Annotated in this window: 21 protein-coding genes; 11 read left to right on the top strand and 10 right to left on the bottom strand. The window is 51.8% G+C overall.

Annotation, left to right across the window (positions count from 1 at the left end; genetic code table 11):
- Nucleotides 1-290: 290 nt before the first annotated feature.
- Both BUE76_RS21245 and BUE76_RS21250 read right to left on the bottom strand, forming a co-directional pair.
- Nucleotides 291-1,331, bottom strand: a complete 1,041-nt coding sequence (locus tag BUE76_RS21245) for a 2-oxoacid:ferredoxin oxidoreductase subunit beta (protein ID WP_073044145.1) — start codon at nucleotides 1,329-1,331, stop codon at nucleotides 291-293.
- 234 nt (nucleotides 1,332-1,565) lie between these two features.
- Nucleotides 1,566-1,910, bottom strand: coding sequence for a carboxymuconolactone decarboxylase family protein (locus tag BUE76_RS21250; RefSeq protein ID WP_073044143.1), 345 nt, complete (start codon nucleotides 1,908-1,910; stop codon nucleotides 1,566-1,568).
- Between the two features lie 386 nt (nucleotides 1,911-2,296).
- On the opposite strand from BUE76_RS21250, the gene BUE76_RS21255 reads away from it, so the two are divergent.
- The 3 genes from BUE76_RS21255 (at nucleotide 2,297) to zwf (ending at nucleotide 6,086) form a co-directional block, all read left to right on the top strand.
- Nucleotides 2,297-2,782 (top strand): c-type cytochrome, encoded by a 486-nt coding sequence (locus BUE76_RS21255; RefSeq protein ID WP_073044141.1) that lies wholly within the window; start codon nucleotides 2,297-2,299, stop codon nucleotides 2,780-2,782.
- Nucleotides 2,783-2,942: 160 nt separating this feature from the next.
- Nucleotides 2,943-4,364: an NADP-dependent phosphogluconate dehydrogenase gene (gene gndA / locus BUE76_RS21260; RefSeq protein ID WP_073044140.1), complete on the top strand. Its 1,422-nt coding sequence runs from the start codon at nucleotides 2,943-2,945 to the stop codon at nucleotides 4,362-4,364.
- A gap of 234 nt (nucleotides 4,365-4,598) precedes the next feature.
- Nucleotides 4,599-6,086 (top strand): glucose-6-phosphate dehydrogenase, encoded by a 1,488-nt coding sequence (gene zwf / locus BUE76_RS21265; protein WP_073044138.1) that lies wholly within the window; start codon nucleotides 4,599-4,601, stop codon nucleotides 6,084-6,086.
- Between the two features lie 268 nt (nucleotides 6,087-6,354).
- Here zwf and BUE76_RS21270 read toward each other — a convergent pair whose 3' ends face one another.
- The gene (locus BUE76_RS21270) at nucleotides 6,355-6,753 is read right to left on the bottom strand and encodes an ACT domain-containing protein (RefSeq protein WP_073044136.1); all 399 of its coding nucleotides are present in this window, start codon (nucleotides 6,751-6,753) and stop codon (nucleotides 6,355-6,357) included.
- 303 nt (nucleotides 6,754-7,056) lie between these two features.
- Here BUE76_RS21270 and BUE76_RS21275 point away from each other — a divergent pair, with 303 nt between their 5' ends.
- Both BUE76_RS21275 and BUE76_RS21280 read left to right on the top strand, forming a co-directional pair.
- Nucleotides 7,057-7,770, top strand: coding sequence for a ferritin-like domain-containing protein (locus tag BUE76_RS21275; RefSeq protein WP_073044135.1), 714 nt, complete (start codon nucleotides 7,057-7,059; stop codon nucleotides 7,768-7,770).
- A 69-nt stretch (nucleotides 7,771-7,839) separates the two neighbouring features.
- The gene (locus tag BUE76_RS21280; RefSeq protein ID WP_073044133.1) at nucleotides 7,840-8,661 is read left to right on the top strand and encodes a ferritin-like domain-containing protein; all 822 of its coding nucleotides are present in this window, start codon (nucleotides 7,840-7,842) and stop codon (nucleotides 8,659-8,661) included.
- A 263-nt stretch (nucleotides 8,662-8,924) separates the two neighbouring features.
- On the opposite strand, the gene BUE76_RS21285 is transcribed toward BUE76_RS21280, so the two are convergent.
- On the bottom strand, nucleotides 8,925-9,968 hold the full coding sequence (locus tag BUE76_RS21285) for an NAD(P)-dependent alcohol dehydrogenase (protein WP_073044131.1): 1,044 nt from the start codon (nucleotides 9,966-9,968) through the stop codon (nucleotides 8,925-8,927).
- Between the two features lie 284 nt (nucleotides 9,969-10,252).
- Between BUE76_RS21285 and BUE76_RS21290 the strand changes: the two genes are divergently transcribed.
- The 3 genes from BUE76_RS21290 to BUE76_RS21300 all read left to right on the top strand — a co-directional run bounded on the left by BUE76_RS21290 (nucleotide 10,253) and on the right by BUE76_RS21300 (nucleotide 13,691).
- A complete protein-coding gene (locus tag BUE76_RS21290) occupies nucleotides 10,253-10,846 on the top strand; it encodes a DUF3109 family protein (protein ID WP_073044129.1) in 594 nt (197 codons plus the stop codon).
- A 4-nt stretch (nucleotides 10,847-10,850) separates the two neighbouring features.
- Nucleotides 10,851-12,224: a LutB/LldF family L-lactate oxidation iron-sulfur protein gene (locus BUE76_RS21295; RefSeq protein ID WP_073044127.1), complete on the top strand. Its 1,374-nt coding sequence runs from the start codon at nucleotides 10,851-10,853 to the stop codon at nucleotides 12,222-12,224.
- A gap of 168 nt (nucleotides 12,225-12,392) precedes the next feature.
- The gene (locus BUE76_RS21300) at nucleotides 12,393-13,691 is read left to right on the top strand and encodes a polysaccharide deacetylase family protein (protein ID WP_073044126.1); all 1,299 of its coding nucleotides are present in this window, start codon (nucleotides 12,393-12,395) and stop codon (nucleotides 13,689-13,691) included.
- A 468-nt stretch (nucleotides 13,692-14,159) separates the two neighbouring features.
- Here BUE76_RS21300 and BUE76_RS21305 read toward each other — a convergent pair whose 3' ends face one another.
- From BUE76_RS21305 to BUE76_RS21320, 4 genes are all read right to left on the bottom strand, one after another.
- Entirely contained in the window at nucleotides 14,160-15,092 is a 933-nt protein-coding gene (locus BUE76_RS21305; RefSeq protein ID WP_216820695.1) for a DMT family transporter, read from the bottom strand.
- A gap of 218 nt (nucleotides 15,093-15,310) precedes the next feature.
- Entirely contained in the window at nucleotides 15,311-16,828 is a 1,518-nt protein-coding gene (gene purH, locus BUE76_RS21310) for a bifunctional phosphoribosylaminoimidazolecarboxamide formyltransferase/IMP cyclohydrolase (RefSeq protein WP_073044124.1), read from the bottom strand.
- A 62-nt stretch (nucleotides 16,829-16,890) separates the two neighbouring features.
- Nucleotides 16,891-18,942, bottom strand: a complete 2,052-nt coding sequence (locus BUE76_RS21315; RefSeq protein ID WP_073044121.1) for a ComEC/Rec2 family competence protein — start codon at nucleotides 18,940-18,942, stop codon at nucleotides 16,891-16,893.
- A gap of 633 nt (nucleotides 18,943-19,575) precedes the next feature.
- The gene (locus BUE76_RS21320; RefSeq protein ID WP_073044120.1) at nucleotides 19,576-20,748 is read right to left on the bottom strand and encodes an MFS transporter; all 1,173 of its coding nucleotides are present in this window, start codon (nucleotides 20,746-20,748) and stop codon (nucleotides 19,576-19,578) included.
- A gap of 246 nt (nucleotides 20,749-20,994) precedes the next feature.
- Between BUE76_RS21320 and BUE76_RS21325 the strand changes: the two genes are divergently transcribed.
- Nucleotides 20,995-22,842, top strand: a complete 1,848-nt coding sequence (locus tag BUE76_RS21325) for an amidophosphoribosyltransferase (RefSeq protein WP_073044118.1) — start codon at nucleotides 20,995-20,997, stop codon at nucleotides 22,840-22,842.
- Nucleotides 22,843-22,991: 149 nt separating this feature from the next.
- Entirely contained in the window at nucleotides 22,992-23,489 is a 498-nt protein-coding gene (locus BUE76_RS21330) for a SixA phosphatase family protein (RefSeq protein ID WP_073044116.1), read from the top strand.
- Between the two features lie 574 nt (nucleotides 23,490-24,063).
- Here BUE76_RS21330 and BUE76_RS21335 read toward each other — a convergent pair.
- Both BUE76_RS21335 and BUE76_RS21340 read right to left on the bottom strand, forming a co-directional pair.
- Nucleotides 24,064-24,948, bottom strand: coding sequence for a DMT family transporter (locus BUE76_RS21335; protein ID WP_073044115.1), 885 nt, complete (start codon nucleotides 24,946-24,948; stop codon nucleotides 24,064-24,066).
- Nucleotides 24,929-26,095, bottom strand: a complete 1,167-nt coding sequence (locus BUE76_RS21340) for a glycosyltransferase (RefSeq protein WP_083596553.1) — start codon at nucleotides 26,093-26,095, stop codon at nucleotides 24,929-24,931. The genes BUE76_RS21335 and BUE76_RS21340 overlap by 20 nt, the downstream gene beginning before the upstream one ends.
- A 208-nt stretch (nucleotides 26,096-26,303) precedes the next feature.
- Here BUE76_RS21340 and BUE76_RS21345 point away from each other — a divergent pair, with 208 nt between their 5' ends.
- The gene (locus tag BUE76_RS21345) at nucleotides 26,304-26,543 is read left to right on the top strand and encodes a hypothetical protein (RefSeq protein ID WP_073044430.1); all 240 of its coding nucleotides are present in this window, start codon (nucleotides 26,304-26,306) and stop codon (nucleotides 26,541-26,543) included.
- The last annotated feature ends 431 nt before the right edge of the window (nucleotides 26,544-26,974 follow it).

Below are 26,974 nucleotides of genomic sequence, written 5' to 3' on the forward strand. Positions count from 1 at the left end.
CCAAAACTAACTTTTATCCCGCCTTTATGCTGCAACCTGTCCGGAGCAAGCTATTTATAAATACCAAAATTTAAAAACAACTATTACTACTGCTCATTAACCTGTTCCTTTTGTAATCAAGCAACATTAATTACGAAACAACTGTATAATTATTTATTTGCTTTGGACGTGCACAGCAAAGCTGCTTTCCCCCGGAATAGCCGCTTTGTTATTTAAGCCCATGCTGCTTAAAAAAAAGGGCTGCACATAAAGGCAGCCCTTTTCAGGTAAATTGAACAGCAGCTTGCTGTTTATACGATGTTCCAGGTTTCGTTACCCCGCAGCAGTTTATCCAGGTCGGCCACTTTCTTTTCCTTGGCCACGGCAATCTGCTCAATCAGCACATCTTCGTAGCAGGGGCGCTCTGCGGCATAAAACACACCAAACGGACGGGGCAGGTGGCCCTCAATACGCGGATCATCAAAAATGCGGGTAAGGATCTGGGCCTTGATCAGGTCGGTCTCGTCATGGATCCACAGGTCGTCGGCAGAGAAGCCGTCAGCAAGGCGCACCACTTCAGGCTTGAAACCATTGATGCGGATACCCTTGTCGCGGTTGGCACCAAAAACCAGGGGCTGACCATGCTCCAGGAATAGGGTCTCTTCGCTTTTGGAACCTTTTTCGGTAAACACCTCGAAAGCACCATCGTTGAAGATGTTACAGTTCTGGTAGATTTCCAGGAAAGAGGCGCCCTTGTGCCCGTGCGAACGCAGCAACATGGCCTGCAGGTGCTTCGGATCGCGGTCCATGCTGCGGGCAATAAACGTAGCATCGGCACCCAAGGCCAGCGCCAGCGGGTTGAAGGGGTGGTCGATCGAACCCATAGGGGTTGACTTGGTCACCTTCTGCTCTTCGGAGGTAGGCGAATACTGTCCCTTGGTCAAACCATAGATCTGGTTGTTGAACAGCATGATGTTCACATCGAAGTTGCGGCGCAGCAGGTGTATGGTATGGTTACCACCAATACTCAGGCCGTCACCGTCGCCGGTAACGATCCAAACGCTCAGTTCGGGGCGGGCAGCCTTCAGGCCACTGGCCACCGCTGTGGCGCGGCCATGGATCGAGTGCATGCCATAGGTATTCATATAATACGGGAACCGGCTGCTACAGCCAATACCCGAAATGATAGCGATGTTTTCGCGGGCAATACCCAACGTAGGCATGATCTTCTGAACCTGCGCCAAAATAGAATAGTCGCCACAACCGGGGCACCAGCGTACTTCCTGGTCGGTAGCGAAATCCTTGGGGGTTAAAGAAGGTATGGTTGGAGCCGATATAGTTGCAGTTGACATATTGATTTTCTTTCGGACCGCAAAGATACCCCCATATGGGGGGCCGGACAAGTGATTTCCATCACAGGAATGTTATAAATCGCTGTGAGGGTCAATCAGCTGCGCATCTTTATGATCTTGTATAGAAAGGCCGCTCATCCCTGCTGCAACATTCTGGCGTTGCAACAGGGATCGGCAGCAATTGCCCAGTTGGAACCAACGAACCGGCAAAAAGTTGCATCATGTCACTGCTTCTTACTGGGCCGACAGCTCTTCCCAGTATTCGGCGGCGCGGCGGGTATGCGGAATTACGATGGTGCCTCCGACGATATTGGCAACGGCAAACACCTCGTACAGTTCGGCGGTGGTTACCCCTTCTTCGTGTGCTTTGCCCAGGTGGTACTTGATGCAATCGTCACAACGCAGTACCATGGAAGCCACCAGGCCCAGCATTTCCTTGGTCTTGGTGTCCAGGGCGCCCGCCTCGTAGGTATTGGTATCCAGGTTCCAGAGTCTTTTCATCACCAGGTTGTTCTTGCTCAGAATAACCTCGTTCATCCGTGCACGGTAATCGTTGAATTCCTGTATCAGGTTAGCCATAATGTTTTTGTTTGGGAGGCAAAGGTAAGGTGGGGTGTGTTTCTCACAGATAACACGGATAGCACGGATGAGTGTAATGGTGGAGAAATTATTTGATAGGCGTTAACATAGGCTTCGGGGCATTGGTAAATTGTAGCAACCAGGAATGGTGATGGCTTTTGGTTGGAACCACAGCTTCAGCCGGAATGAGATTTAAAACGGAATCCAGCCAACACAATCCTATGAAGCTATCATCCTTTCCTCCTGAAACTTCTGGAACTCCTAAAACCTTTTAAACCCATTGAACTCAGTTTCCAAACATCCGTGTCATCCGTATTATCTGTGAGAACCTTCCTACCTATTGGGTGCTGTTTATTTTTAATACATTCAATACAAAATCACCCGCCATGAAAAAATCATCTCTTGTAGTGGGTTTGTTTACTGCCCTGATTGCGGCCGCTTTCGCTTTTAGTCCCGCCGAAGACGCCCAATACAAAAACCTCAAGGTATTGCCCAAAAACACCACGAAGGCACAGATGGATGTCATTATGAAACATTTCGCCGCCTCGCTGGGTGTAAAGTGCAACTATTGCCATGTGTTCAACCAGGAGCAAAAGGCCATGGACTTTGCCTCCGATGCCAACGAGCACAAAGGCATTGCCCGCAACATGATGAAGATGACCCAGCGCATCAACAAAAAATACTTCGACTGGCACAAGGACTGGACCGGACTGCAAAACAAACTGGAAGTAACCTGCTACACCTGTCATGGCGGCAAAAAAGAACCCTCCTCCTGGCCGCAAATCCAACAGCAACCCGCACCCCCCCCCTCCGCCAGCAACAAAATGAGCGGCGCCGATGGGTCGAATCAGTTCGATAGGTGCCATGCCTAGGCAACCTTCAATGGACGGGTGCGGAATTTGCAAATAGCCTCATGCGGACTCAAACCGTGGTGGCTTTGAACCGCATTGACCAGTAGAACCCATTATACACATGGCACCTATTGAACTAGTTGAACGAATTGAACCCCTTAAACAAACCTCCTCCCCCACCATGCCCCAACAATACGACTTTGGCATGATTGGCCTGGGTGTGATGGGCAGCAACCTGCTGCTCAACCTCGCCGATCACGGATATGCAACGATAGGCTATGACCTCAACCCCGAACGCATGCAGGCGCTGGAAGAAGCCGCCCATCCCGGCACGACCGTAAAAGGTGCCGCGGCACTGGCCGATATGGTGCTGGCACTGAAAAAACCCCGTAAACTGATGATGCTGGTGCCTGCCGGCAAAGCGGTGGATGCGGCGATCACCTCGGTACTACCTTACCTGGAAGCCGGCGACATCCTGATAGACGGCGGCAACTCGTTTTTTAAAGACACCCTCCACCGTATTGCCTACCTGCAGGACCAGGGCATCCACTTCTTTGGTATGGGCATATCGGGTGGTGAGCTGGGTGCCCGCCTCGGTCCCAGCATGATGCCGGGTGGCGACAAGGAAGCCTACCAATACCTCAAACCCTTATTGGAAGCCGTTGCTGCCAAAACCGACGGCAAGCCCTGTGTTGCCTATATGGGTAGTGGCGCGGCAGGGCACTATGTGAAAATGGTGCACAATGGTATCGAGTATGCCATGATGCAGCTTATAGCGGAAGCCTACGACCTGCTGCACCGCGGTGCCGGTTATACCAACGAACAGTTGCAACCCCTTTTCCAGCAATGGAATGAAGGGCCCCTTCAATCTTTCCTGATTGATATCACCGCAGATATTTTCCGCACCATCGATGCCGAAACCGGCAAGCATGTGGTGGACATCATCCTGGATGAAGCAGGCTCCAAGGGTACCGGCCGCTGGACCACACAAGAGGCGCTCAACCTGCCCGTTGCCATTCCCTCCATTGATGCAGCCGTGGCTGCCCGCACCATTTCGGGGGTACGCAGCCAAAGGCTGAAAGCTACCGGGCTGTACCAGCAAGGCAATAACAGCATCGCCAATACCGAAAGCCTGACCCGCGACCTGGAAAGTGCCCTCGTGGTAGCTTTCCTCTGCGCCTACGCACAAGGCTTGAGCATGATAGCCATGGCCTCCGAAGAAGAAGCCATGCAGATTCCCCTGCCCTCTGTAGTACAGGTTTGGAAAGGTGGCTGCATCATCCGCTCGGCGCTGCTGGGCAGTTTTGAACAGGCCTTTGCTCAGGATGCCCAACTGCCGAATATTTTGTTGGATGCAAACATTGCGGCCCTGGTGCAGCAATACGAGCAGGGCTTGCGCAATACGGTTACGCAGGCCATTGCGGCACGCATACCGGTACCCGCTTTTGCCAGCGCGCTTGCTTATATCGACAGCTTCCGTAGTGCACAACTGCCTACCAACCTGGTGCAGGCACAAAGGGATTATTTTGGAGCCCACACTTACCGAAGAATAGATAAGGACGGCGTGTTTCACACCGAGTGGAACGCAGAAGCCGCAGATTAGAAGGATTAGAAATGATTTGTATGACCTAAAGACCACAAGCTTGCTTTTGCACCAGGAGTGATCAATAAAGCCGAGGTCTTTTTTTGAACCAAAGTTGAAGTACGAGCAAGCAGCAAATTTTTTGTCATACATATAAACTATAGAACATTGAAATCATACTAATCATTTCTAATCCTACTAATCTGCGGTTCCAGTTCATACAAATCTGCGGTTCACTTTAAATCATACAAATCTGTGGTTATCATCTTCATCTTCGGCGGCACCGGCGACCTCGCACAACGCAAGCTCCTGCCCGCACTGTTCAACCTCTACCTCGACGGGCACCTGCCCGAGCAGTTTTATATTGCCGGTTTGAGCCGCAACAAAATGACGCCTGCCGCCTACCGCGACCTCATTAAAAAAGGCATCGACGAACATGCCCGACGCAACGAAGCTTTAAAGGAACATTGGGAGGATTTTTCAAAACACGTCGACTACCTGCAGGTAGACGCTACCAAAGAACAGGGCTATAAAGCCATGGTGAAAAAAGTGGCAGCACTGGAAGGCGAGTGGAAAGCACCCGCCACCATTATGTACTACCTGTCGGTGGCACCGCAGCTGGCACCCACCATTGCGGAACTGTTGTGCAAAAACGGCCTGGCAAATGATGCCCAACGCCACCGCCTGGTATTTGAAAAACCTTTTGGCCACGACCTGCAAAGTGCCAAAGAACTCAACGTCCTGCTGCGTAAATATTTTGCCGAAGAACAGATCTTCCGCATCGATCACTTCCTGGGTAAGGAAACGGTGCAGAACATCCTGGCGCTTCGTTTTGCCAATGCCCTGTTTGAACCCATCTGGAACCACCGCTATGTGGACCACATACAGATAAGCGCAACCGAAACCGTAGGGGTGCTGGACCGTGGGGCTTACTACGAAGGCGCCGGCGCCCTCCGCGACATGGTGCAAAACCACATGCTCCAGCTGCTGTGTATGGTGGCCATGGAAGCACCGGTTTCTTTTGACGCCAATGAAGTGCGCAACAAGAAACACGATGTGCTGAAAGCCATCCGCCGCTACCGCCGCGAAGAAGTACATAGCCATGCCGTGCGGGGCCAATACGCTTCGGGATGGGTGGAAGGAAAGAAGATGCAAACCTACCGTGAAGAGAAAAGCGTAGATCCACATTCGGGTGTGGAAACCTATGCCGCGGTAAAGCTTTTTGTAGACAACTGGCGCTGGAACGGCGTGCCTTTTTATATCCGTACCGGCAAAAGCCTGGCAGAAAAGACCACGCACATCGCCATCCAGTTCAAGAACGCACCCAGCTATGCTTTCCCGCCGGAGGCCACCGACACCTGGCGCCCCAACCGGCTGCTCATCAACATATCGCCACAGCTGGATATACGCCTTCGTTTCCAGGCCAAACAACCCGGCCCGCATATGGCGCTGCAACCTGTGGATATGGTGTTCAACTATTTCAACAACACATCCGAAACACAGCCCGAAGCATATGAAACCTTATTGCAGGATGTGATTGAAGGCAATGCTACTTTGTTTATGCGTGCCGACCAGGTGGAAGCCGCATGGGCCATCATCGATCCCATTATGGAAGTGTGGGGCAATAAGCCACCTGTTGATTTTCCCAACTATGCTGCCGGTTCCTGGGGCCCCGAAGATGCCGAAGCACTGATTGCAAGGGATGGCAACCATTGGGCTACGCTGCCCCTCAATGGGGGTTGATGCAGCAGGTAGCTGACAAGCGTAAACAGGAGAAGCGAAGCGTGTAAGTGCCGTTCGCTTCCCCTGTTTTTACAATACTTTTTCCTGGCATCCTGAGCGCAGCGAAGGGTCTGGGTTGTATCGTTAAATGCAAATGCGTAACCGAACACTGGTTGCGCATTTGCATTTGATTTATAGTCCAGGTCCCTTGCCGCGCTCAGGATGCCAAGGCAGGCGTAACTGTACTTGGGAAGAAAGTTGATTGCATTGTCTTGGTCGAAACATTCAACTACCCTGTTCTCGCCAGCTCCTCCAACACCTTTACGGCCCTGCCTCCTTCTGCCAATGGCACAAACAAATGATCATGGTAATAACCGGCCACCACGTTACAGGAAACGCCCGCTGTTGTAAGGGCCGTGGCAACAGCAGCAGTCAAGCCCACCGCATCAAGCGCAGAATGCACCTGCAGGGTGATCCATGCCGCCACAAAGCTATAAGGCAACCCAAACTGTTGGGCTACCGCTTCGGTAACAATTACCGTTATGCCCTCCTGTTCCCTGAAAATCATCAGCGCTTCAGGGGCCAGCATGGGCGGCAATTGAACCAGGGTACAAAAAACATAACTACCCGGCTGTTGCATGGGTTGCATGGTCCGGATCAGTTCCGAAAGATTGGCTATCGGTGGCATAGTTATTTGAATAAATGCAACGCAGGATTGTTTGCAATTTTTTTATTGCCCCCCTATTTCAGCAGCAGCAACAGGTGCACGAGTGGTGACAGTGTTGAACGAGTAGATATGCTACAAGCGAACAGGTGCCAGCCTTGCATACAGTTAAGCCATAATTATGCACTCCATAACCCCAAAAATTCAACCAACACCCCCAACAAAAAAATTTACGCAATGTAAAACCGAAGGTTGTATTGCTTACGTACCTAATTGCAAACACCCGGAACACGAAAACCAAATTCACAAACCTTAATCACTAAAATCATGGAAATCATCAATGGACGGAAGCGCGAGCTTTCCGAACAGCCCCTCAATGCCAGTTCCGTATCCCGCAGGAATTTTCTGCGCTTCACCGGCATGGCAGGTGCTTCGGCGGCACTCATTATCACCGGCTGTGGCAAAACCGACAACGGCGAAGGCGAAATGGGCAATAGCGGCGTAAACCTGGGCAGCAGCGATGTGGGCATCCTCAACTATGCCTATGCACTGGAGCAACTGGAAGCAGCTTTTTATACACAGGTGGCACTAACTCCTTACAGTGGTATTTCGGCCATGGAGCAGCAATACCTCAACGAAATCCGCGACCACGAAATAGCGCACCGCGAGTTCTTTAAAAATGCACTGGGCACCAATGCTATCCCCGGCCTTGAGGTAGATTTCACCTCCATCAATTTCAGTAGCCGCGACTCGGTGCTGGCTACCGCCAAGACTTTTGAAGACCTGGGTGTATCGGCTTACAACGGTGCAGGCAAACTGCTCACCAACCCCGACTACCTGTTGCTGGCAGGCAAGATCGTATCGGTGGAAGCAAGGCATGCCGCCACCATCCGTGACCTGATTTCCAACGGCACTTTTGCCGACAATACCGTGATTGATGCCAACGGCCTCGACAAGAGCCGCTCACCCATGGAAGTGCTGCAGGCTGCCGCAACTTATATCAAAACAAAGATCAACGCCAGCAACCTGCCTACTGATTAAGCAGACCATTGTCCATGGTCCATCGACCATGGTCCGTAACTACACTCACAATCTTAAACTACTCCCTTTATGAATCTCCATAATATTATCGACCAGTTCGAAAAGGTAGACCCGGAAGTATACGACCGGCTGGATGGCCGCAGGGCTGCCCTGAAAAAGTTCTCTTCTTTTGCCGGTAAGGTAGCCCTGGCAGCCGTGCCCATGGCCATGGGTTCGATGTTCAAAAAAGCATATGGACAAAGCGTTACCAGCATCCTGGATGTGCTCAACTATGCCCTAACCCTCGAGTACCTGGAAGCGGAGTATTACACCATGGGTGCCGCTGCTGCAGGCCTGGTACCTGCGGGTGACGCTGCTGGCGCCATTGCCACCATCCGCGATCACGAAGTGGCCCACGTCAACTTCCTGAAAACCGCCATACAGGGTGCCGGCGGCACACCGGTAGCCAAGCCCAATTTTGACTTTACCGCCAAAGGTGCTTTCGCAGATGTGTTCTCCAATTACGATACGTTCCTGGCCGTTGCACAGGCTTTTGAGGACACCGGCGTGCGGGCCTATAAAGGACAGGCAGCCAAGCTTATTTCCAACAACGATGTGCTGACTGCCGCACTGAATATCCATTCCGTGGAAGCACGTCACGCAGCGCATATCCGCTCCATGCGCCGTGCCCGTGGTGCCGATGTAAAACCCTGGATCACCAACAACGATTTGGGAGGCCTGCCTCCTGCAACAGCACCCATCTATGCAGGTGAAGAAAATGTAACCCAGGCAGGTGTTGCCATTACCAGCATCAATGGCCTGGACATTTCCACCAGCGACGCTTCGGAAGCATTCGACGAACCCCTTACCGAACAGCAGGTGCTGGCAATTGTAACACCCTTCCTCGCATAGTTTTCCGGGTGAATAATTTTTGGCTGGGTTTAGACGCCAGTCTGTTTTTAGGCAGTGATACTTATGGTTAACAAAAAGCCCGCATATTCCTATGCGGGCTTCGTTTTTTGTACGGCAATGGGGAATGGGCAATCGTGAATAGGGGATCGTAAAACGTGAAACGGCAAACGTGAATATGGGATGTCCGTAGCTTTTACTTACCACCCCATTCCTAATACCCAATACCTAATCACTAATCACCATTCACTATTCACCATTCCCTTCTACAACGTCTTCATATCAATCACAAACCTGTATCGCACATCGCCTTTAATCATGCGGTCGTAAGCTTCGTTCACGTCTTTTGCAGCAATCACTTCCACGTCGGAGGTGATGTTGTGCTCGGCGCAGAAGTCCAGCATCTCCTGTGTTTCCTTGATACCACCAATCAGCGAACCGCCGATCTTGCGGCGACCGAAAATGAGTGAGAAAGCAGAGATCTGTGCCGGTGTGGGCGGTGCCCCTACGCAGATAAGGGTACCATCCACGTTCAGCATGTTGAGGTACATGCCATAGTCGTGCTCGGCAGATACCGTGTCGATGATAAAATCAAAGTAGCTGTTGAGGCCTTTCAGTTGCTCGGGGTCCTTGGTGAGGGCAAAGCGGTGGGCACCCAGGCGCTTGGCATCAGCTTCCTTGGAAGGCGAGGTGCTCAGCATGGTAACTTCGGCACCAAAGGCCACGGCAAATTTCACGGCCATATGACCCAGTCCGCCCAATCCCAACACACCTACTTTATGGCCTTTGCCCACACCCCAATGGCGCAGGGGCGAGTAGGTAGTGATACCGGCACACAGCAGGGGTGCCACGCCTTCCAGCGGCAGGCTTTCTGCTACTTTCAGCACAAACTCCTGGCGTACCACGATCTGGTTGGAATATCCACCCTGGTTGGGCGTTTTATCAATACGGTCGTAACCGCCATAGGTACCGCTCATACCTTCCACGCAAAACTGCTCGAGGTCGCGTTTGCAGTTGGGGCAGCCCTGGCAGCTGTCTACCATGCAACCCACACCCACCAGGTCGCCCTGCTTGTAGCGGGTAACGGCAGGCCCTACATTGGTAACACGGCCCACAATTTCATGACCGGGCACATGGGGGTAATAGGTAGGCCCCCACTCGCCACGCACGGTGTGGATGTCGGAGTGGCACACACCACAGTAAATAATTTCGATCTGTACATCATTTTCGCGGAGCTCGCGGCGGTCGAACTCCCAGGGCGCCAGGGGCTCGGTAGCACTATAGGCAGCGTAAGCTTTTGTATGAATCATTGGTTTCTGTTTTTGGGCTCAAAACTAATCACCTGTACTTTGAAAGTCCTCTTTATTTTATCACTTATATCTATGCTGCCGAGGTAGGTAGCAGGTGGCGGGAAGGACAACTGACGACGGACGACGGACAACAGACGACTCCTGGATCCGTAGTCGGTCGTCTGTTGTCCGTCGTCACCTGAACAAAACCATCCTGATCACAAGAAACCGAATCACTCGCTCAAGCTGGTACTTTTCCTTTAAATCCCTCCAAAATCCTGTTCATCACTGGTTACCTTTGCACTATGATTCAGATCGATAATGTGGTACTGGCCGACGAGGTGGTGGAAGCCAAATTTGTGTGTGACCTTGCCAAGTGCAAGGGCGGTTGCTGCGAAGACGGCGATGCCGGCGCACCCGTAACCGAGGAGGAAATGGAAATAGTGCGCAAAAACCTGGCAGCCATCCTGCCCTACCTCACCGCTGAAGGGCGCCTGGAGCTGGAGCGCCAGGGCCTGTTTACCCACGACGATGAGTTTGGCTACGTAACCCCCGTTATGAAGGACGGTCTTTGCGCCTATGGCACCCGCGATGCGGCAGGTATTATCAAGTGCGGCATCGAAGCGGCCTACAATGATGGCAAGCTGGGATGGAAAAAACCCATCTCCTGTCACCTGTTTCCCATACGCCTCATCGAGACCAGTGGTTATACCATGGCCAACTACGAGCCACGCGATGTATTGTGCAAACCAGCCTGTGCTTTTGGCAAAAAACTAAAAGTTCCGGTATACCAGTTCTTAAAAGAGCCATTGGTCCGTAAATTCGGACAGGAGTTCTACGACACCCTCCACCAGATAGCAGTGGAACATTTTGACATAACCACACCAAACCGGAAATAATACTATGGCCGAACAAGCCGCCACCTTTATAGCCAAGAGCACCATCAAGGCTTCCGACCGCGAGCACCGCCGCAAGATCAACTTCAACATTTCGAAGTACAATGCCGTGGTGCCTGTGGGCAAAAAGCAGTTTACCGATGTGGAAGCAGCCCGCCGCATTGCCAAGATGCGCAAGTGGGAAGCCATCGAGACCTTGGACCAACAGCTCGAAACTTTTGAACGCCAGATCACCAGCCGCGGTGCCAAAGTGCTGTGGGCCGAAACCACTGAGCAGGCGCTTGCGGAAATAGGAAAGATCTGTGCGGCCAAGGCCTGCAAGACGGTGGTGAAGAGCAAGAGCATGGTGACGGAGGAAATCCACCTCAATGCCTATCTGGAAAAGCAGGGCATCGAAAGCGTGGAGACCGACCTCGGCGAGTACATACAGCAACTGGATGGCGAAGCGCCTTACCATATTGTAACGCCCGCCATGCACAAGAGCAAGGAAGACGTTGCCCGCCTCTTTCACGAAAAGCTAGGTACCGACATTAACCTCACACCCAGCGAGCTCACCCTTGTTGCCCGCGACAAGCTGCGGGCCAAGTACGCCGCTGCCGAAGTAGGTGTAACCGGCGCCAACTTTATCGTTGCCGATGTGGGTGGTATTGCCGTTACCGAAAATGAAGGCAATGCCCGCCTGAGTTGCTCCTACCCCAAAACGCATATCGTTATTGTGGGTATCGAAAAGGTCATTCCTTCCATCAACGACCTGCCCCTGTTCTGGCCCCTGCTGGCCACCTTTGGTACGGGCCAGAAAGTGACGGTGTACAACACCCTTGTTACCGGCCCGCGCCAGCCCGGTGAAGTGGACGGACCCGAAGAGATGTACGTGATCCTGCTGGACAATGGCCGCACCAACCTGCTGGCCAATCCCAAGAGCCGCGAGGCGCTGTACTGCATCCGTTGTGGTGCCTGTCTCAACGCCTGCCCGGTGTATAAAAATATTGGCGGACACGCATACGAAACTACCTACAGCGGTCCCATCGGATCCGTGATCACACCCCACCTGCGGGGAATGGACAGCTGGAAGCACCTGAGCTACGCCTCCTCGCTTTGCGGCAACTGTACCGAAGTGTGCGCCGTAAAGATCAACCTCCACGAGTTGCTGCTGGAAAACCGCCACGAAGCGGTGGAAGAAGGCGCGTCCACCGTGGCCGAACGTACGGCATGGAAATTATGGAAACAGGCTATGATGCACCGCACCCTGATGAACCTGGCACCCGGCAACCTGAAAGGTTGGGTAATCAACAGGTTTGTGACGGAATGGAAGGCCCACCGTGGCGAACTGGACTTCCCGAAGAAAAGCTTCAACCAGTTGTGGCGGGAAGGGAAGAGATGAGTAAGGAGTGATAAGTGAATGGTGATTGGTGATTAGGTATTGGGTATTTAGTATCCATGAACAAATGTCACCTTATATGCATGTTTGACGTTTGACGTTTCACCGTTCACGATTCACCATTCATCACTCACCATCGGTGCCATTTGCCACCAGTAAAAACAAAAGCCTGTGCTCCTGTACGCCCATTCCATTACACCAAGACTGAAGTATGTTGCCGATTTCCTGACCCGGTACTATGGTCACCCATTTAAGGTGATGGCCAATGAAACAGCCTACCTTGATTCCACTGATCCCAGGATCAACTACTCGCACCAGCGGATGAGTGATGGTGAGCTGTACATCAAACCCAGCCCCCTGTTGTCGGAAAGCGAGAAGCGCCGTTTCAACCTGCATGCGGTGGCGCACAACGGCTACAAGGTGATCTTCGAAAGCAATTGCGACCTGGGCTTCGATTTGTTTGCGGGCATTTTTTATCTACTTACCCGTTACGAAGAGTACCTGCCGCACGCCAAAGATGCGTATGGCCGCTTTGCACACGAAGCTTCCCTCGCCTTCCGCGAAGAGTTCCTGCACTTGCCGCTGATCAATATCTGGCTGGAAGATTTCCGCACCGTGCTGGAAGAGCGCTTCCCAGGTATTGAACTGCAAAAGCCGCAGTTTTCCTTTGAGCCCACCTATGATATTGACCTGGCATGGGCTTTCAAGTTCAAGCCATTTAAAGTTCGCTGGGGCCGTATCCTAAACCATATTTTCCGGCTGAAATTTGGACAGGCACGCCGCCACATCAAAGTACTCAAAGGCAAAATCCAGGATCCGTACGACAGCTACGAATGGCTGGACGAACTGCACCGGCAGCACAACCTCCAACCGGTATATTTCATCCTTGCTGCAATAGAAAAAGGCAAATACGATAAAAATGCGGATGTGCACCTGCCGCAGTTTCACCAGTTGGTACATGCGCTTGGGTCACAATACACCTTGGGCATGCATCCCTCCTGGTACAGTGGCGATCACAAAGCCGCACTGGCCAAAGAAAAAGCAGTTGTAGAAAAAGCCAGCCACCAGCACCTGCACCACTCGCGGCAGCATTATATCCGCATGCAAATGCCCCAAACTTACCACCACCTGCAGGACCTGGGCATCCAACACGAATACTCCATGGGTTATGGTACCATCAATGGGTTTCGTGCTTCCGTGGCTACCCCATACTATTGGTACGATTTGGAAAAAGAACAGCAAACCAACCTGCTGATCCATCCTTTCTGCTTTATGGATGCCACCGCTTACTACCAGCAAAAACAAACACCGGAAGAAACCCTTGCCGAACTGCGGGAGCTTTTGAAAACAATCCGCTCCGTTGGTGGCACCATGAGTACCGTTTGGCACAACCACCTGCTGGGCACCGCCCCCGAGTTTGAAGGCTGGCGCGAAGTGTATGCGCAGTTTGTAGCGGAAACAGGGATGTGAGTTTGGGGTTAGGGATTTCTTGTTTTTGGTTTTTGAAATACCGCAAAACAAAAAGGGCATATGCAAGTGATTGCATGTGCCCTTTTTCATTTTATAACCTAGAAAACTAATGCTACATAACTGTTGTCAAGCGATACAAGAAACCGTTGAAACGGTTTCTTCTTTGGTATAAACCTATGACCAACCCACGGTTGAAACCGTGGGCTAGAAATTGTCTGCCTGGGTTTCTTTTATTGTATTACCGATTCAGGTTATTCAGTTCGGCAAATTCAATTTAGCCGATGAGCGGCAGACAACAGGCTACTAATAATCCGTACCTGCCGCTTGTTGTCCGTCGTAAATAATTGAACCAGCATACGTCATTAATGTACCAGCATTGGTAATTTCTTTTAGCCCACGGTTTTCATCATTACGGCAACATCCACCTCTCAACCAAAAACTAAAAACCAAAAACTAAAAACCCCAAACCTATCTCACCGCTCTATTCACCATCCAAACCCCATACAACGTAATCAAAGTACCCGCCACAATGAATACCGTCAGCGGCTCCCCAAAGAAGAGTGCACTAAACACGATGGCCACAAGCGGATTGATATAGGCATACAGCGATACCTGCGCGGTGGGCAGCTTTTGCAGGGCATACAAATAAGCCACAAAGGACAGGATGGAACTAAACACCGTGAGGTACAAAATTGCGGCCCAGGATTGCCAGGGAATGGCCGCAAGCGGAATAGCAGTATCGGTTGCTGCCATCACTGCATACAGGAAAGTGCCGGAAATAGCCATCTGTAAACCAAGACTGAAATAAGGGTTGAACGATGCTGCATGCTTCTTAATATACAGGGTACCCATGGCCCAGGTCCAGGTGGCAAAAACAGAGATGAGGATACCAAATAGGAAATCGGGGTTGAACAACTCGGACAGGTGTTCATAAAAGATCACGCAGATACCGGCAAAGCCAATCCCCAGGCCCAGCATGGCTTTTTTGGTAGGCCTTGTTTTATCCACCACAAACCCGATCACTACCAGCCACAGGGGAAAGATGGCACCGATGATGGCCGCCAATCCTGCGGGGATAAACTTCACTCCCCAGGTAGCCAGGCCATTGCTCAACACAAAATTGTACAGGGATAATACCAGTATGTTGCGCCACTCGCGGCCCCTTGGCCAGGCCGCACCTTTAAGGGAATAGAAGATGATATAGCAAAGGCCACCCAGTGCCTGTCGGATGGCAGCCAGCTGCATGGCGGGCATATATTTCACGCCCTGCCGCGAAGCGATCCAGGTGGTGCCCCAGAAAAAACAAACCAAGCCCAGGGCCAGCAGGGCCAGGCTTTTACCTTCCGCTTTCCTGCCTGGCTGTAATTCTAGTACCGCATCCTGATTGCCTTGCTGCGCCACGGGATAAATTTTTCGTTTGGTAAATAAGGGATGGGGCTGTTGGTAAAAACCTATAAGGTTTTAAAGACCTTATAGGTTGCGTGTAAACCGCCGGCAGTATAATTCGGGTTTAAACGAATAAACCTTGAAGATTTATAGACCTTGAAGGTTTTGAAAACCTTCAAGGTCTTTTGGTAAACACCTAACAGGTTTAAAAACCTGTTAGGTGTTGGGAACTACTAGTGACGGAAATGGCGCATGCCGGTCATCACCAGCGCAAGGCCTCTTTCCTGGCAGTAGGCAATGCTGTCCTTATCGCGGATAGAGCCACCGGGCTGTACAAAAGCGGTAATGCCTGCTTCATGACCCAGTTGCACACAGTCGTTGAAGGGGAAAAAAGCATCCGAAGCCATCACCGCGCCGTTCAGGTCGAAGTTGAACTGCTTGGCTTTTTCCACGGCATGACGCAGGGCATCGATGCGGCTGGTTTGGCCACAGCCCTTACCTACCAGCTGGCCATTTTTCACCAGCGCGATGGCATTCGACTTCAGGTGCTTGCACACGATGTTGGCAAACTCCAGGTCTTTGCGCTCCGCATCAGAAGATGGGCGGCCACCCACTTCTTCCCATTTTTCAAAATTGCCTGCGTCCTTGCCTTGCTGCAGGGTACCGTTCACCGCATTTTTAAAAATATTGGCCGTGGTATTGGTGTTCTTCAACTGCAGCAAAATGCGGTTTTTCTTGGCTTGCAGCACCTGCATGGCTTCCTCCGAAAAGGAAGGTGCGATCAATACTTCAAAGAAAATTTCGGAGATGGCATTGGCGGTAGCCGCATCCACTTCCTTGTTGGTTACCAGCACGCCGCCAAAAGCACTTTCGGGGTCGCCGGCAAGGGCATCCGTCCAGGCTTCGGCAACGGTGCTGCGTGTAGCAATTCCGCACACGTTGGTATGCTTGATGATACCAAAAACAGCAGCATCAGCGCCGTTGAATTCTTTAATGAGTTCGATGGCCGCATCTACGTCCACGAGGTTATTGTACGAAAGCTCCTTGCCGTGCAACTGGGCAAAGGTCTCTTCCAGGTTGCCGTAGAAGATGGCGGTCTGGTGGGGGTTTTCGCCGTAACGCAAAACAGTTTGCTTACCGGCGCCCAGCACGTTGATGGGGCTTTCGGGGTTGAAATAGTTGTTGATGGCAATATCGTAATCGGCAACGATCTGGAAGGCTTTGGCGGCAAATGCACGGCGCTGCTCCAGCGAGGTTTCGCCGTTTTGCGCAGCAAGAATATCTACCAGCTTGCTGTAATCATCTTTAGAAGCTACTACGGTTACATCAGAGAAGTTCTTGGCAGCGCCGCGGATCATCGAAGGACCACCGATGTCGATCTTTTCAATGATGGCTTTCTCTTCGGTGGTATTGGCCACAGTTTCCTGGAAAGGATACAAATCAACAATCACCAGGTCGATCTCCGGAATACCGTACTGCTGCATTTCCTGGCGGTCGGTGTCCACGGCACGGCGGCCCAGGATACCTCCAAACACGGTGGGGTGCAGGGTTTTTACACGGCCTCCCAGGATGGAGGGGTAGGTAGTCAGGTTCTCTACAGGTACCACCTTGATGCCCAGGCCTTCAATAAACTGCTGGGTGCCACCGGTGGAGTAAATGGTAGCGCCCTGCGCTTCCAGCTGGCGTACTACGGGTTCCAGACCATCCTTGTAAAAAACGGAGATGAGTGCTGCGTTGATCTTCTTGTTCATAAACGGGTTGTTGGGGAGGCGAAAGGATAGGCCTTGCGGCCGGGAGCCGCAAAGGTAGGCGTCTACCATTGCATGACAAAGGCGCCTTGCTCCTGTACATCATGAATCGGCCACCGCAGCGAATCGCAGAAACGATGCCATTGTTGTCTTCGGTAGCGGCTTACAGAGGCATCGAGCACTACCTGTACCCTTTTATCTGGTGGGGTAAAAAACCGGGGCGGCGGGGTGCGGCCGCTTACCACCAGCACTTCGGGCAACAGGGGCAGCGCGCCTTTTTGCTGCCAGAACAAAACCTTGTGGCCACCAGCTTCAATGGCTTTAGCCTCTAATACCTGCTCCTGTTTTATACGCAACAAGGTACGGGCGGGCTTGAGGTGAAAATTGCGGGCAAACCCTTCCTGCAGCAGTTGCGGGTCGCCCCGGAAAAAAGCGGTCTGCCCGCTAATAAAATCGGCCGCCGGCAGCCTTGGCGTATGGTATACCAAAAGGCTTTGCTGGCTGCGGGCTGTCCTTATTTCCCATGCCTGGATCAGCGAGAAAAGCAGGGTGGCCCACAAGGCACCAAAGGCTGCTGCCCTGTTTTGGTGCAATACCCAATACCCTGCAAAGGCCAGCAGCACAAAGAGCAGCACCAGTTGCATATCGGTGAGGGCAAAGCCATCCCACACCGCAATGGATAACCCATCGAGCCGCAGCACATAGCTGTTCATCCACGTAATCAGCTGGTGCAGCCCCTTACCCAATGATATTGCCAGTGCAGGCCACCAGGCCAGGGCACATAGGGCTATTTCGCCCAGCAGGATTAGACTGGAAAGGGGCACCGCCACCAGGTTGGTGAGCAAAAACAAAAGCGGGAACTGGTGAAAATGATAGAGGCTGATGGGCAGGGTAAATACCTGCGCGGTAAGGGTAAGCGCTGCTAGTTGCCATACATGGTTAATAGCCCTATTAGGAAAATAGATTGCCTGGTAAAGCGGTTTATAAAAAACAACAATGCTGAAAACGGCGGCATAGCTCAATTGAAAACCCAGATCCCACAACCAGAAAGGGTTATAACATAAAAGTCCGAAAGCAGATAGCGCCAGGGTGTTGAGCACTGCGGCCCTGCGGGAAAGCAACTCGCCAAGGGCCAGGCAGCTAAACATCACCGCCGAACGCAGCACGGATGGCTGGGCGCCTGCCAGCAGCGAAAAAGCCCAGAGCCCGCAAACAACCAAAAGGCAGTGCAGCAGCGGCAGCCGCCGGCGCAAAGGTTTCAGCAGGAGCAGGAGCAAACCATAGATCAATCCAAGGTGCAGCCCCGAAATGGCGATCACATGCACCACGCCGGTATTGGCATAAGCCTGCACCAATCCTTTGTCGAGATCGTCTTTATACCCGATCAGGAGGGCCTCGGCAAGCCCCTGCTCAAGCGGGCCGCTGATGTAGCGCCGCAGGATACCCACAATAGCCTGACGGCTTTGGATGAGGATGCGGGTAAAAGCAGCCCCCTCGTTTCCGGGTAGCAGCCGGAAATCATTACCGGCCAAAAACACCTGGTGAGTGATCCCCTGGAACAGGCAGTAGCGCTGGTAGTCGAAGGCGCCCGGGTTGCCGCTGTTTTGTATCGGCTGCAATGGCTTGCGCAACAGGATGCGGCTGCCATAGCGGAGCCCGGTAGTATCCAGGGCTTTTTTGAAATATAAAATGATGGACCCCTGCACTGCAGCATAACTTTTATCTTTTTCCAGTTGCTGCACCTGGCCAATGGCTTTCCAGGAGTTTGCCTTTGCCACCAAGGGCTCTGCCAATAGCACAACAAAGGACGGTTCTTCCTGGTAAGCTTTACCAAACCAAGCGGCTTTATTGCGCACATCGTGCTGCTGCACCAACAATGCACCCAGGCATACCAGCATACCTATGATGGAGCAGCCAGGTACCACCTTCAGGGGGTATTGCAACCGGAGGGGTAAAAATGGATAAAGGACAACCGGGATTAGGAAAATAAAGCCGGCCAAAACCCAAATCCAACCGGCAGTCCCGGCGTACCAACCCGCTGCAATACCCAATGCCAGGGCAGGCAAGAGCCGCAAAAAGGGAGCTGGCGTCCACCAGAAAGTTTTGGTTTGGGACATGCTCAGAAGATAGCAATTATGCCCTGTGCCTGCAAGGGCCGGCAGGTACCAACCCTGGAGGCTGGAAGCAATGAAAAAAGCAGTGTTTGTTTAGCTAATTGCCCAAAACATCACCATGGATCCATTATCCGCAATCCAATAGCATACAGGCTAAGCCTACAAACGAATGTTACTAAGCAACCCAGATGAACCCCGAAGGGATGCTATTTCTAATACAACAAAGAGCAGTACACAGCACCCCTGCAACCAACTCCGAAGGAGGGACAAAAATGACCAGGTGGAAAAGACTGGAAAATAATTAGCCATTCAATGCCATGAACAAATAAAACGGAATGGAATATCCCCTATCTGGTCAATTCTTTCAAAATCCTGTACAGCTCTGGTAAAATAAAGGGGCGATGGTTTCCCATCGCCCCAGGTGTTCATCATACGTTAGCAATAAATACCTTTTTACCCACCTTTACCACCAGCATCAATTCACAGGATACGTCCGGTATTTTTGCTCGTTGATGTTTTTTGCTGAAGCCCCTCAAAATCTTATCCCCGCTTATGCACTCCAGCATTTATTTAAAGTAACTGCTGTTTAATCTTTTACGATTATCATGCCAAACAAAGGACAAAAGCATCCGCAAATCAGCGAAAACGGCGGACAAACAAGGCCAGGTAAACAGCCACGGCGAGGGCAACAAAAGCAATGAGGTAAAATGCGGCCGCGCTGTTGAAAAGGGTCCACAAAAGCCCGGTGAGCGAGGAAGCCAGGAGGCTGCAGATACTTTGCCCTGAGCTATACAACCCAATGGCAGTGCCTGTATCTTGCCCACCAGCCATATTGGTGATCCAGGCTTTGGCAATGCCTTCGGTGGCCGCTGCATACACTGCATACAGGCCAAAAGCAACAAACAGCAAGGCATGGCTTTCCATTTGGGCAAACAGGAGGTAAACAATTCCAAACACCACCAACCCGCCTACAAATACCCGCTTCAGCCCCATGCGGTCGGCAAGTGCGCCCAGTGGATAGGACAACAGGGCATACAAGAGATTATAGCCCACATAGGCCAGTATGGTCTGGGTATCGGAGCCGGTTACTGCTTTTGCTTTTACCAGCAGGAAAACATCCGAGCTGTTGAACAGCGTAAACACCAGCAACCCCGCCACCAGCTTGCGGTACTCGGCAGGTGCTATGTTCCAGTATTTGAAAAAGGAAAAAAAGCCGCCTCTGGACACCGATGCCGCTGGCTTGCGCACCTCGCGGAGCAGGAAGATGAGGGCAACGGCAACCAAGCCCGGAACAAGGGCCCACAGAAAAAGCGCGCGGTACTGCCCCGGCAGCACATGCAGGAAAAACAGGGCCAGCAATGGCCCCAGCACGGCGCCCAAAGTATCCATGCTGCGGTGAAAACCAAAGACCCGCGCCTTTGTTGCCGGTGTAGCCTGCTCCGAAAGCAGGGCATCGCGGGCGGCGGTACGAAGCCCCTTGCCGAGGCGGTCGAGGGTACGTACGCCAAAAATCCAAACTGGTAAAGTAAATACCGCCATCAGGGGTTTGGAAAGGGCACTGAGGAAATAACCCCATTTTACAAAGGGCAGCCGGAGGCCCAGTTCATCACTCCGCTTTCCAAAATAGCCCTTGCTCAACCCCGCGGTAAACTCGGCCAGCCCTTCCAGCACGCCAATCAGGAATAAGGAAAACCCTATTTCTTTCAGGTAAAGCGGCACCACGGGGTACAGCATTTCCGAAGCCACATCGGCAAAAAGCGATACCAGGGAAAGCACCCACACGGTGCGGTTGATGATGGGTCGGGACATGGGGATTGCGGAATTATGATTTCGGATTGCGGCACCGGGCCCTTGTTGAACAGGCTTTATGGATAAGTAAAACCAGGCCTGGTTAGCACCTAAAAATTAAGCCCGGCCCCAAGGTAATCCGCCAAAATCCGAAACCTGCGATCCCCGATCCGAAATCCCCCGTCGGCTCCTTTCCGAAATCCGAAATCATAAATCCGAAATCTTTTGCTACCCACTCCCTACCTTAGCGCCTTCTTTTTTACCGCTATGAGCGACGCTATAAAACACGAATGCGGCTTGGCCTTTGTTCGCCTCCGCAAGCCTTTCGCCTATTACCAGCAGCAATATAAAACCGTGATGTGGGGGCTCAACAAGCTGTACCTGCTCATGGAAAAGCAACACAACCGCGGACAGGACGGCGCCGGTGTGGCCTCGGTAAAGCTGAACGTGGAACCAGGTTACCCTTTCCTCAGCCGCCTCCGCAGCAATGCCCCCCAGCCCATCGCCGACCTCTTCCGCCAGATCGGACAGGAATTCAACGAACTGCAGAAATACAACGTAGACATTGCCAATTACCCCGGCCTGATGAAAGGCCACCTCTCCTTCCTCGGGGAGCTGTTGCTGGGCCACCTGCGCTACGGCACCCAGGGCAAGAACGATGTCAACTTCTGCCACCCCTTTATCAAGCGCCACACCATCCCTGCCCGCAACCTCGCCCTCGCAGGCAACTTCAACCTCATCAACACCGAGGAGCTTTTTGAAAAGATCGGGATGGCACCTGGTAATTTCCAGAAGCAGAGCGACCTGGCAGCCATGATGGAGGTTATTTACCACTACATGGTGGAAGCCGACGAAGCCGCCCCCGAAACCATGGACATCGTGTCGGTACTGAAAAAAGCGGCGCCCCTTTTTGACGGTGGTTTCAATGTGGGTGGTATTGCGGGTAACGGCATCGGCTTTGTGTTCCGCGATGGCCATGGCATTCGCCCCTCCTACTATTTTGCCAACGATGAAGTGGTGGTGGCCGCCTCCGAAAGGGCTGCTATCCGTACCGCCTTCAACGTAGGGGAAAATGAAGTAAAGGAACTGATGCCCGGTCATGCCCTCATCGTGGAAGAAAACGGCGATTACCGCATCGAACAAATTATTGAACCCAAAGAGCGCAGGGCCTGTTCGTTTGAACGCATTTATTTCAGCCGCGGCTCCGACGAAAAGATCTATAAAGAGCGCCAGGCCCTCGGCTACCAGTTGAGCAAACAGGTGCTGGAAGCCATCAGCTACGACCTGAAGCACACCATTTTCTCTTTTATTCCCAATACCGCCGAAGTGGCATTTTATGGTTTGATCAAAGGTTGCGAGGCCTACCTCAACCAGATCAAGATCGAACGCATCCTGGCCTGGGGTAAGGATTACGACAACGAGAAGCTGTCGGAAATGATCAACCGGAAGATCCGGATGGAAAAGATCGCCATCAAGGACGTAAAGATGCGCACCTTCATCACTGAGGATGTGGGTCGCTCCGAGATGGTACAGCACGTATACGACATCACTTACGGCACTGTACAAAAAGATGTGGACACCCTGGTGGTGATCGACGACTCTATTGTACGCGGTACCACCCTGAAGGAAAGCATCATCCGCATGCTCAACCGGCTGGGTCCCAAACGCATCATCGTGGTATCGTCGGCACCGCAGATCCGCTACCCCGACTGCTATGGCATCGACATGAGCAAGATGGGCGACTTCATCGCCTTTACCGCTGCGGTGGAACTGCTGAAAGAACGTGGCCGCGAAGACCTGCTGAAAGAACTCTACGACCGCTGTATCGAACTGAACGAAGCCGGCGAGCTCCATACCGAGAACGTGGTGAAACAGGTGTACAAGCCTTTTACCATTGAGGAACTCAATAAGAAGATTGCGCAGCTGATCACCCCACCCGATATCAACATACAGGTGGACGTGATTTACCAAACCATCGAAAGCCTGCACGAGGCTTGTCCCGGCAACCTGGGCGACTGGTATTTTACCGGCAACTACCCCACACCGGGTGGCAACCGCGTGGTGAATAAGGCCTTTATCAACTTTATGGAAGGCCGCAACGAACGGGGTTACTAAACGGCATAGCACATGTTTCAAGGGGTACTTAACGTTACCCCTTTTTTGTGTGGTAAAATCCCGGATGCTGGCAGGCAACCTGTTTCATCGTACTAAACAACGGCATTGATCTTTATTACCGTTGCCGTCAACACCCTTAACTTGCTGTAATGAAAACCCTCTTACTGGTACGCCATGCAAAATCCTCCTGGGCCAATGAAGGACAGGATGATTTTGACCGTCCCCTGAATGATCGCGGCAAAAAAGACGCACCCGAAATGGCCAAAAAGGTAAAGGCAAAACTGTCCGTCATTGACCTGTTTGTGTCCAGCACGGCCAAACGGGCCCACAAAACAGCCAAGCTCTTCGCAGAAGCATTCAGCATTGAAAAGGAAGACATCCTGCTGTTCGACAGCTTGTACCATGCTGCTCCAGCCACCATCTACCAAACTGTTGCCGGCCTGCCCGACACTGCAGCATCTGCCATTCTGTTTGCCCACAATCCCGGTATCACCGAGTTTGCCAACATGCTTACCAATGTGCGGATCGATGATATGCCCACCTGCAGTGTTTTTGCCGTTGCTGCCGATGTAGCTACCTGGAAAGAATTTGTAACTGCAGAAAAGCAATTCCTGTTTTTTGATTACCCGAAAAACCCGCTGGGATAATGAGGGATAAATGATACCAGAAGGATTGCGCCGGCAAAGCTGCAAAGAATTAGCTGCAAGCTTCAGGGTTTCCATTGCAAAGGAGCATACATGCAACAAAGAGCGGCAGGCATGGAGGAAAAAAACAACAACATCTTTGTTTTATCAAACAATCAAACAGGTTAATAACCAGCCCACGGTTTTAACCGTGGGTATGGGATTATTATTTATAAATCCCATACCGTTTCAACGGTTTGTGGCTGCATGGAGAAACCGTTGAATTGATTGGCTGCAAAACAGGATTGCATTTCAAAGCAATGGTTTAGACCGTGAACAGTTCACCAGGTCCTGATACAACAGAGGGTAAAAAGAAATAAGTTCGACAGAACAGTGTTCGCGGGTACTGTCATCCTAGCGTATGTCGGTTTCTTCGGAGTACCTGTGTACAGATGGGGATGCCGAAACAAGTTCGGCATGACAGACCCGGAAAGCACTGCATATGTTCTGCTATTTTAGAAAGTTTGTCCTAACTCCTAACTCCAAACTCCAAACAAGAAACCAAAAACCAAAAACTAAAAACCCAAAACCCCAAACCTCATTTCCCCACCAGCCACACCCCTGCAAAAATCAACGCTGCAGCCACCAGCTTATCCCAGGTAACCTGCTCACCCAGAACAAAGATGGCAATGAGGACGGCAAATACCGGCTGGGTGTAGATATAAGAACCGGCGACGGCAGCTCCCAGGTGTCGGATGCCATAAGCCGTAAACACATAGGTAAGAAAAGTGCCTGCAAAGACTACGAAGAAGAGCGAGAAAATACCCGCAGCATCCAAGGCGCTCCAGCCAATGGCCATGGTTTCGCTCCAGCCAAAGGGTAGGATAAGGAACAACCCAAACGTAAAGACCCAGCGCACCACGTGCAGGGAAGAATAAGCCTGCATCAGCGGTTTCACCAGTATATAATAGGCCGCATAGGAAATAGCATTGATCAGGATCAGTGTATCGCCCCATAAAGGATTGCTACCGGTACTGCCGCCCGACTTGGAAGCCACCAGCAGGGCCGCCCCGCCAATACCAAGTCCAAGACCGATGGCTTTCCAGCGGGTCATTTTTTCTTTTAATACCCACACTGCAAACAAGGAGATGAGCAATGGTGTCACCATGATCAGCAGGGAGGCGTGTATGGTGGAAGTAAGCGTAAGCCCCTTGATAAAAAAGGTTTGGTTGATGGCTACCCCGGTAATGCCGCAGAGCAGAAACCGGCCCAGGTGGCGGCGTTGGATGCCCTGTTTTTCTTTTGCCAGCAGCCAAAGCAGCCAGAACAGCACCAGGCTAAATGCCAGCCGCAATACATTAAGGGCAATAGGCGCTACCGGGAAGGGGGAGATCAGTTTTACAAAGCTAAAATTGGCCGCAAAGAATAAGTTAGTGGCCAGTACGGCCAGGTGCGCTCTTAAATTATGGGTGTGCTGACTCAATGGAAAACTCCTTTTCAAAAATGACCTTGCCTGCAAGTGCAAGGGTACAATCAAGGTCAAGTGCCTGCTGCAACAGGGATGCCGGCGTTTGGGGCCAGGCACGGAAAGCAAAAAGGCTTGCATCCTTCAATGCCTTGTTCAGGTTAAACCCTGCCTGGCTGCACCACATGGCAAAACCCTGTTGCTGCAAATGCCTTGCAAGGTACTGCTGTTCGGTTTGTGCCGGCGTGGGAATGAGGATGCTTTTTTTATCCATTGCCGCCAGGTCCATGATGGTACTGTATCCACTACGGCAAACCACAAGGGATGCGGCAGCCATTTTATCCTGCAATGCTGCTGCAGGCAAATGGTTGTACACCTCTATGTTGGCAGCCACGGCAGGTATCCGGCACCGGCCCGGAAGCCCGCGAACCAGCACAAAAGACCGGGGTATTGTAGCCGCCTGTTGCAAAAAGAGGGCTTCCAGCAAAGACCGTTGCGGCTCGGGACCGGAAACCAGCAACAACACATAGGGTTGCGCAGGTGCTGCAGCCGGTTGCTCCAACCTGGAAAGCGGCCCGGTATGGCGAACGGGTATGGCCGGCAATTGCTCCGGGTGGGAAAGGCTGCCTGCGAGTGAAACCGCGCCGGGGAAATCAGGTACCCAACATGCATCGAAGCGGTTGATAAACCGATACTGCAGCCTGCGCATCAGGTGCTTTCCCAAACCCAATGGCGTTTGCAACTGTAATTGGTGTCCCAGGAAGATGCAATAGGCTGCCGGGTGGTATAACCCGTAACGATTGTCGGAAACGACCAGATGAAAACGGTGTATGGACATTTGGTGCTGCAACCACTGTTGTTCTGCCCTGATGGAACGCACCAAGCGGGGCACCTGCCTTGCCAGCGACAAGGCCGTACCCCAACCTGTTGCACCATAGCTTACCCGGTAGCCATCCAGAGGCAGCCAAGGCAAATTGGGGAATTCGGCTTGTAGCAAGGATTGCACAGGTTGCTCGCCAGCCAGCCACACCTCCCAGCCCTTCGCCAGCAGGTGCCGGATAATCGGGATACAACGCGTAGCATGACCCAAACCCCAATCCAATGGGGCAACAAGGGCTTTAGGTGGCGCATATACATTATATTTTCCCGGTATTTTTGGCGCCATTGATCTATTTAAGACACTAAATTGTTACGAATTCAGTTATTTTAGGAAACTAAAATGATGGCGAAAAAAATTACCGCGGTGGCATTGTTCTTGACAATGCTAATTGCGATGGGAGGCTGCCAGAAAAATTTCTACTCCGGTACGGGCAAAGGAAGTAAATGTGGCTGTCCTGCAAAAAAAGGAATGGTGGGTTACTAAAATTGGTGGTATGAAAAACCATAACCGCGACTTATTGGTTTTGTATAAATCGGCAGGTAATGCCGAATCGCTGGAGCAGACACTTGAAGGCCTGCACCAAATGCTGCGCACGGTGGAATGTGCAGATGTGTTTTGCAACGCCCATGAATTGGTCAAGCGAACACGTATTACCCGTAAATACCTGGCCATTTTAACCGCCAGTGAAAGCGCGGTATTAAAACCTTTCCACTTCCTGATCAATAGAAATTGAGGCGTCAGGCAAGGCTAAAATAAAGACAACAGCCATGAATGGATTATGACTTTGGTCATCCGTTCATGGCTGTTTTTTATTGGGCTTACAAGTAGGTTTGTGCTAAAAAACATAGAGGGCTTGTACGGGCTTTAGACATTGTCATGCCGAACTTGTTTCGGCAGATGCTTTTTGCCTTTGGGGTCTCTGGTGATAGCAGGGGATGCCGAAACAAGTTCGGCATGACCGCATCCGAGGTCACCGTCATGCCGACATTTGTTGGCACCTCCTGCTATCTTCGGAGTACCTGCATAAAGAAGGGGATGCCGAAACAAGTTCGGCATGACAGATCCCGGCTACTACCAACTTCCCTTCGTACCTTAAAGAGTTTCACTCACCACTCACCACTCACCACTCACCACTCACCACTCACCACTCACCACTCACCACTC

Source organism: Cnuella takakiae (assembly GCF_001953305.1).
Classification (GTDB): domain Bacteria; phylum Bacteroidota; class Bacteroidia; order Chitinophagales; family Chitinophagaceae; genus Flavisolibacter; species Flavisolibacter takakiae.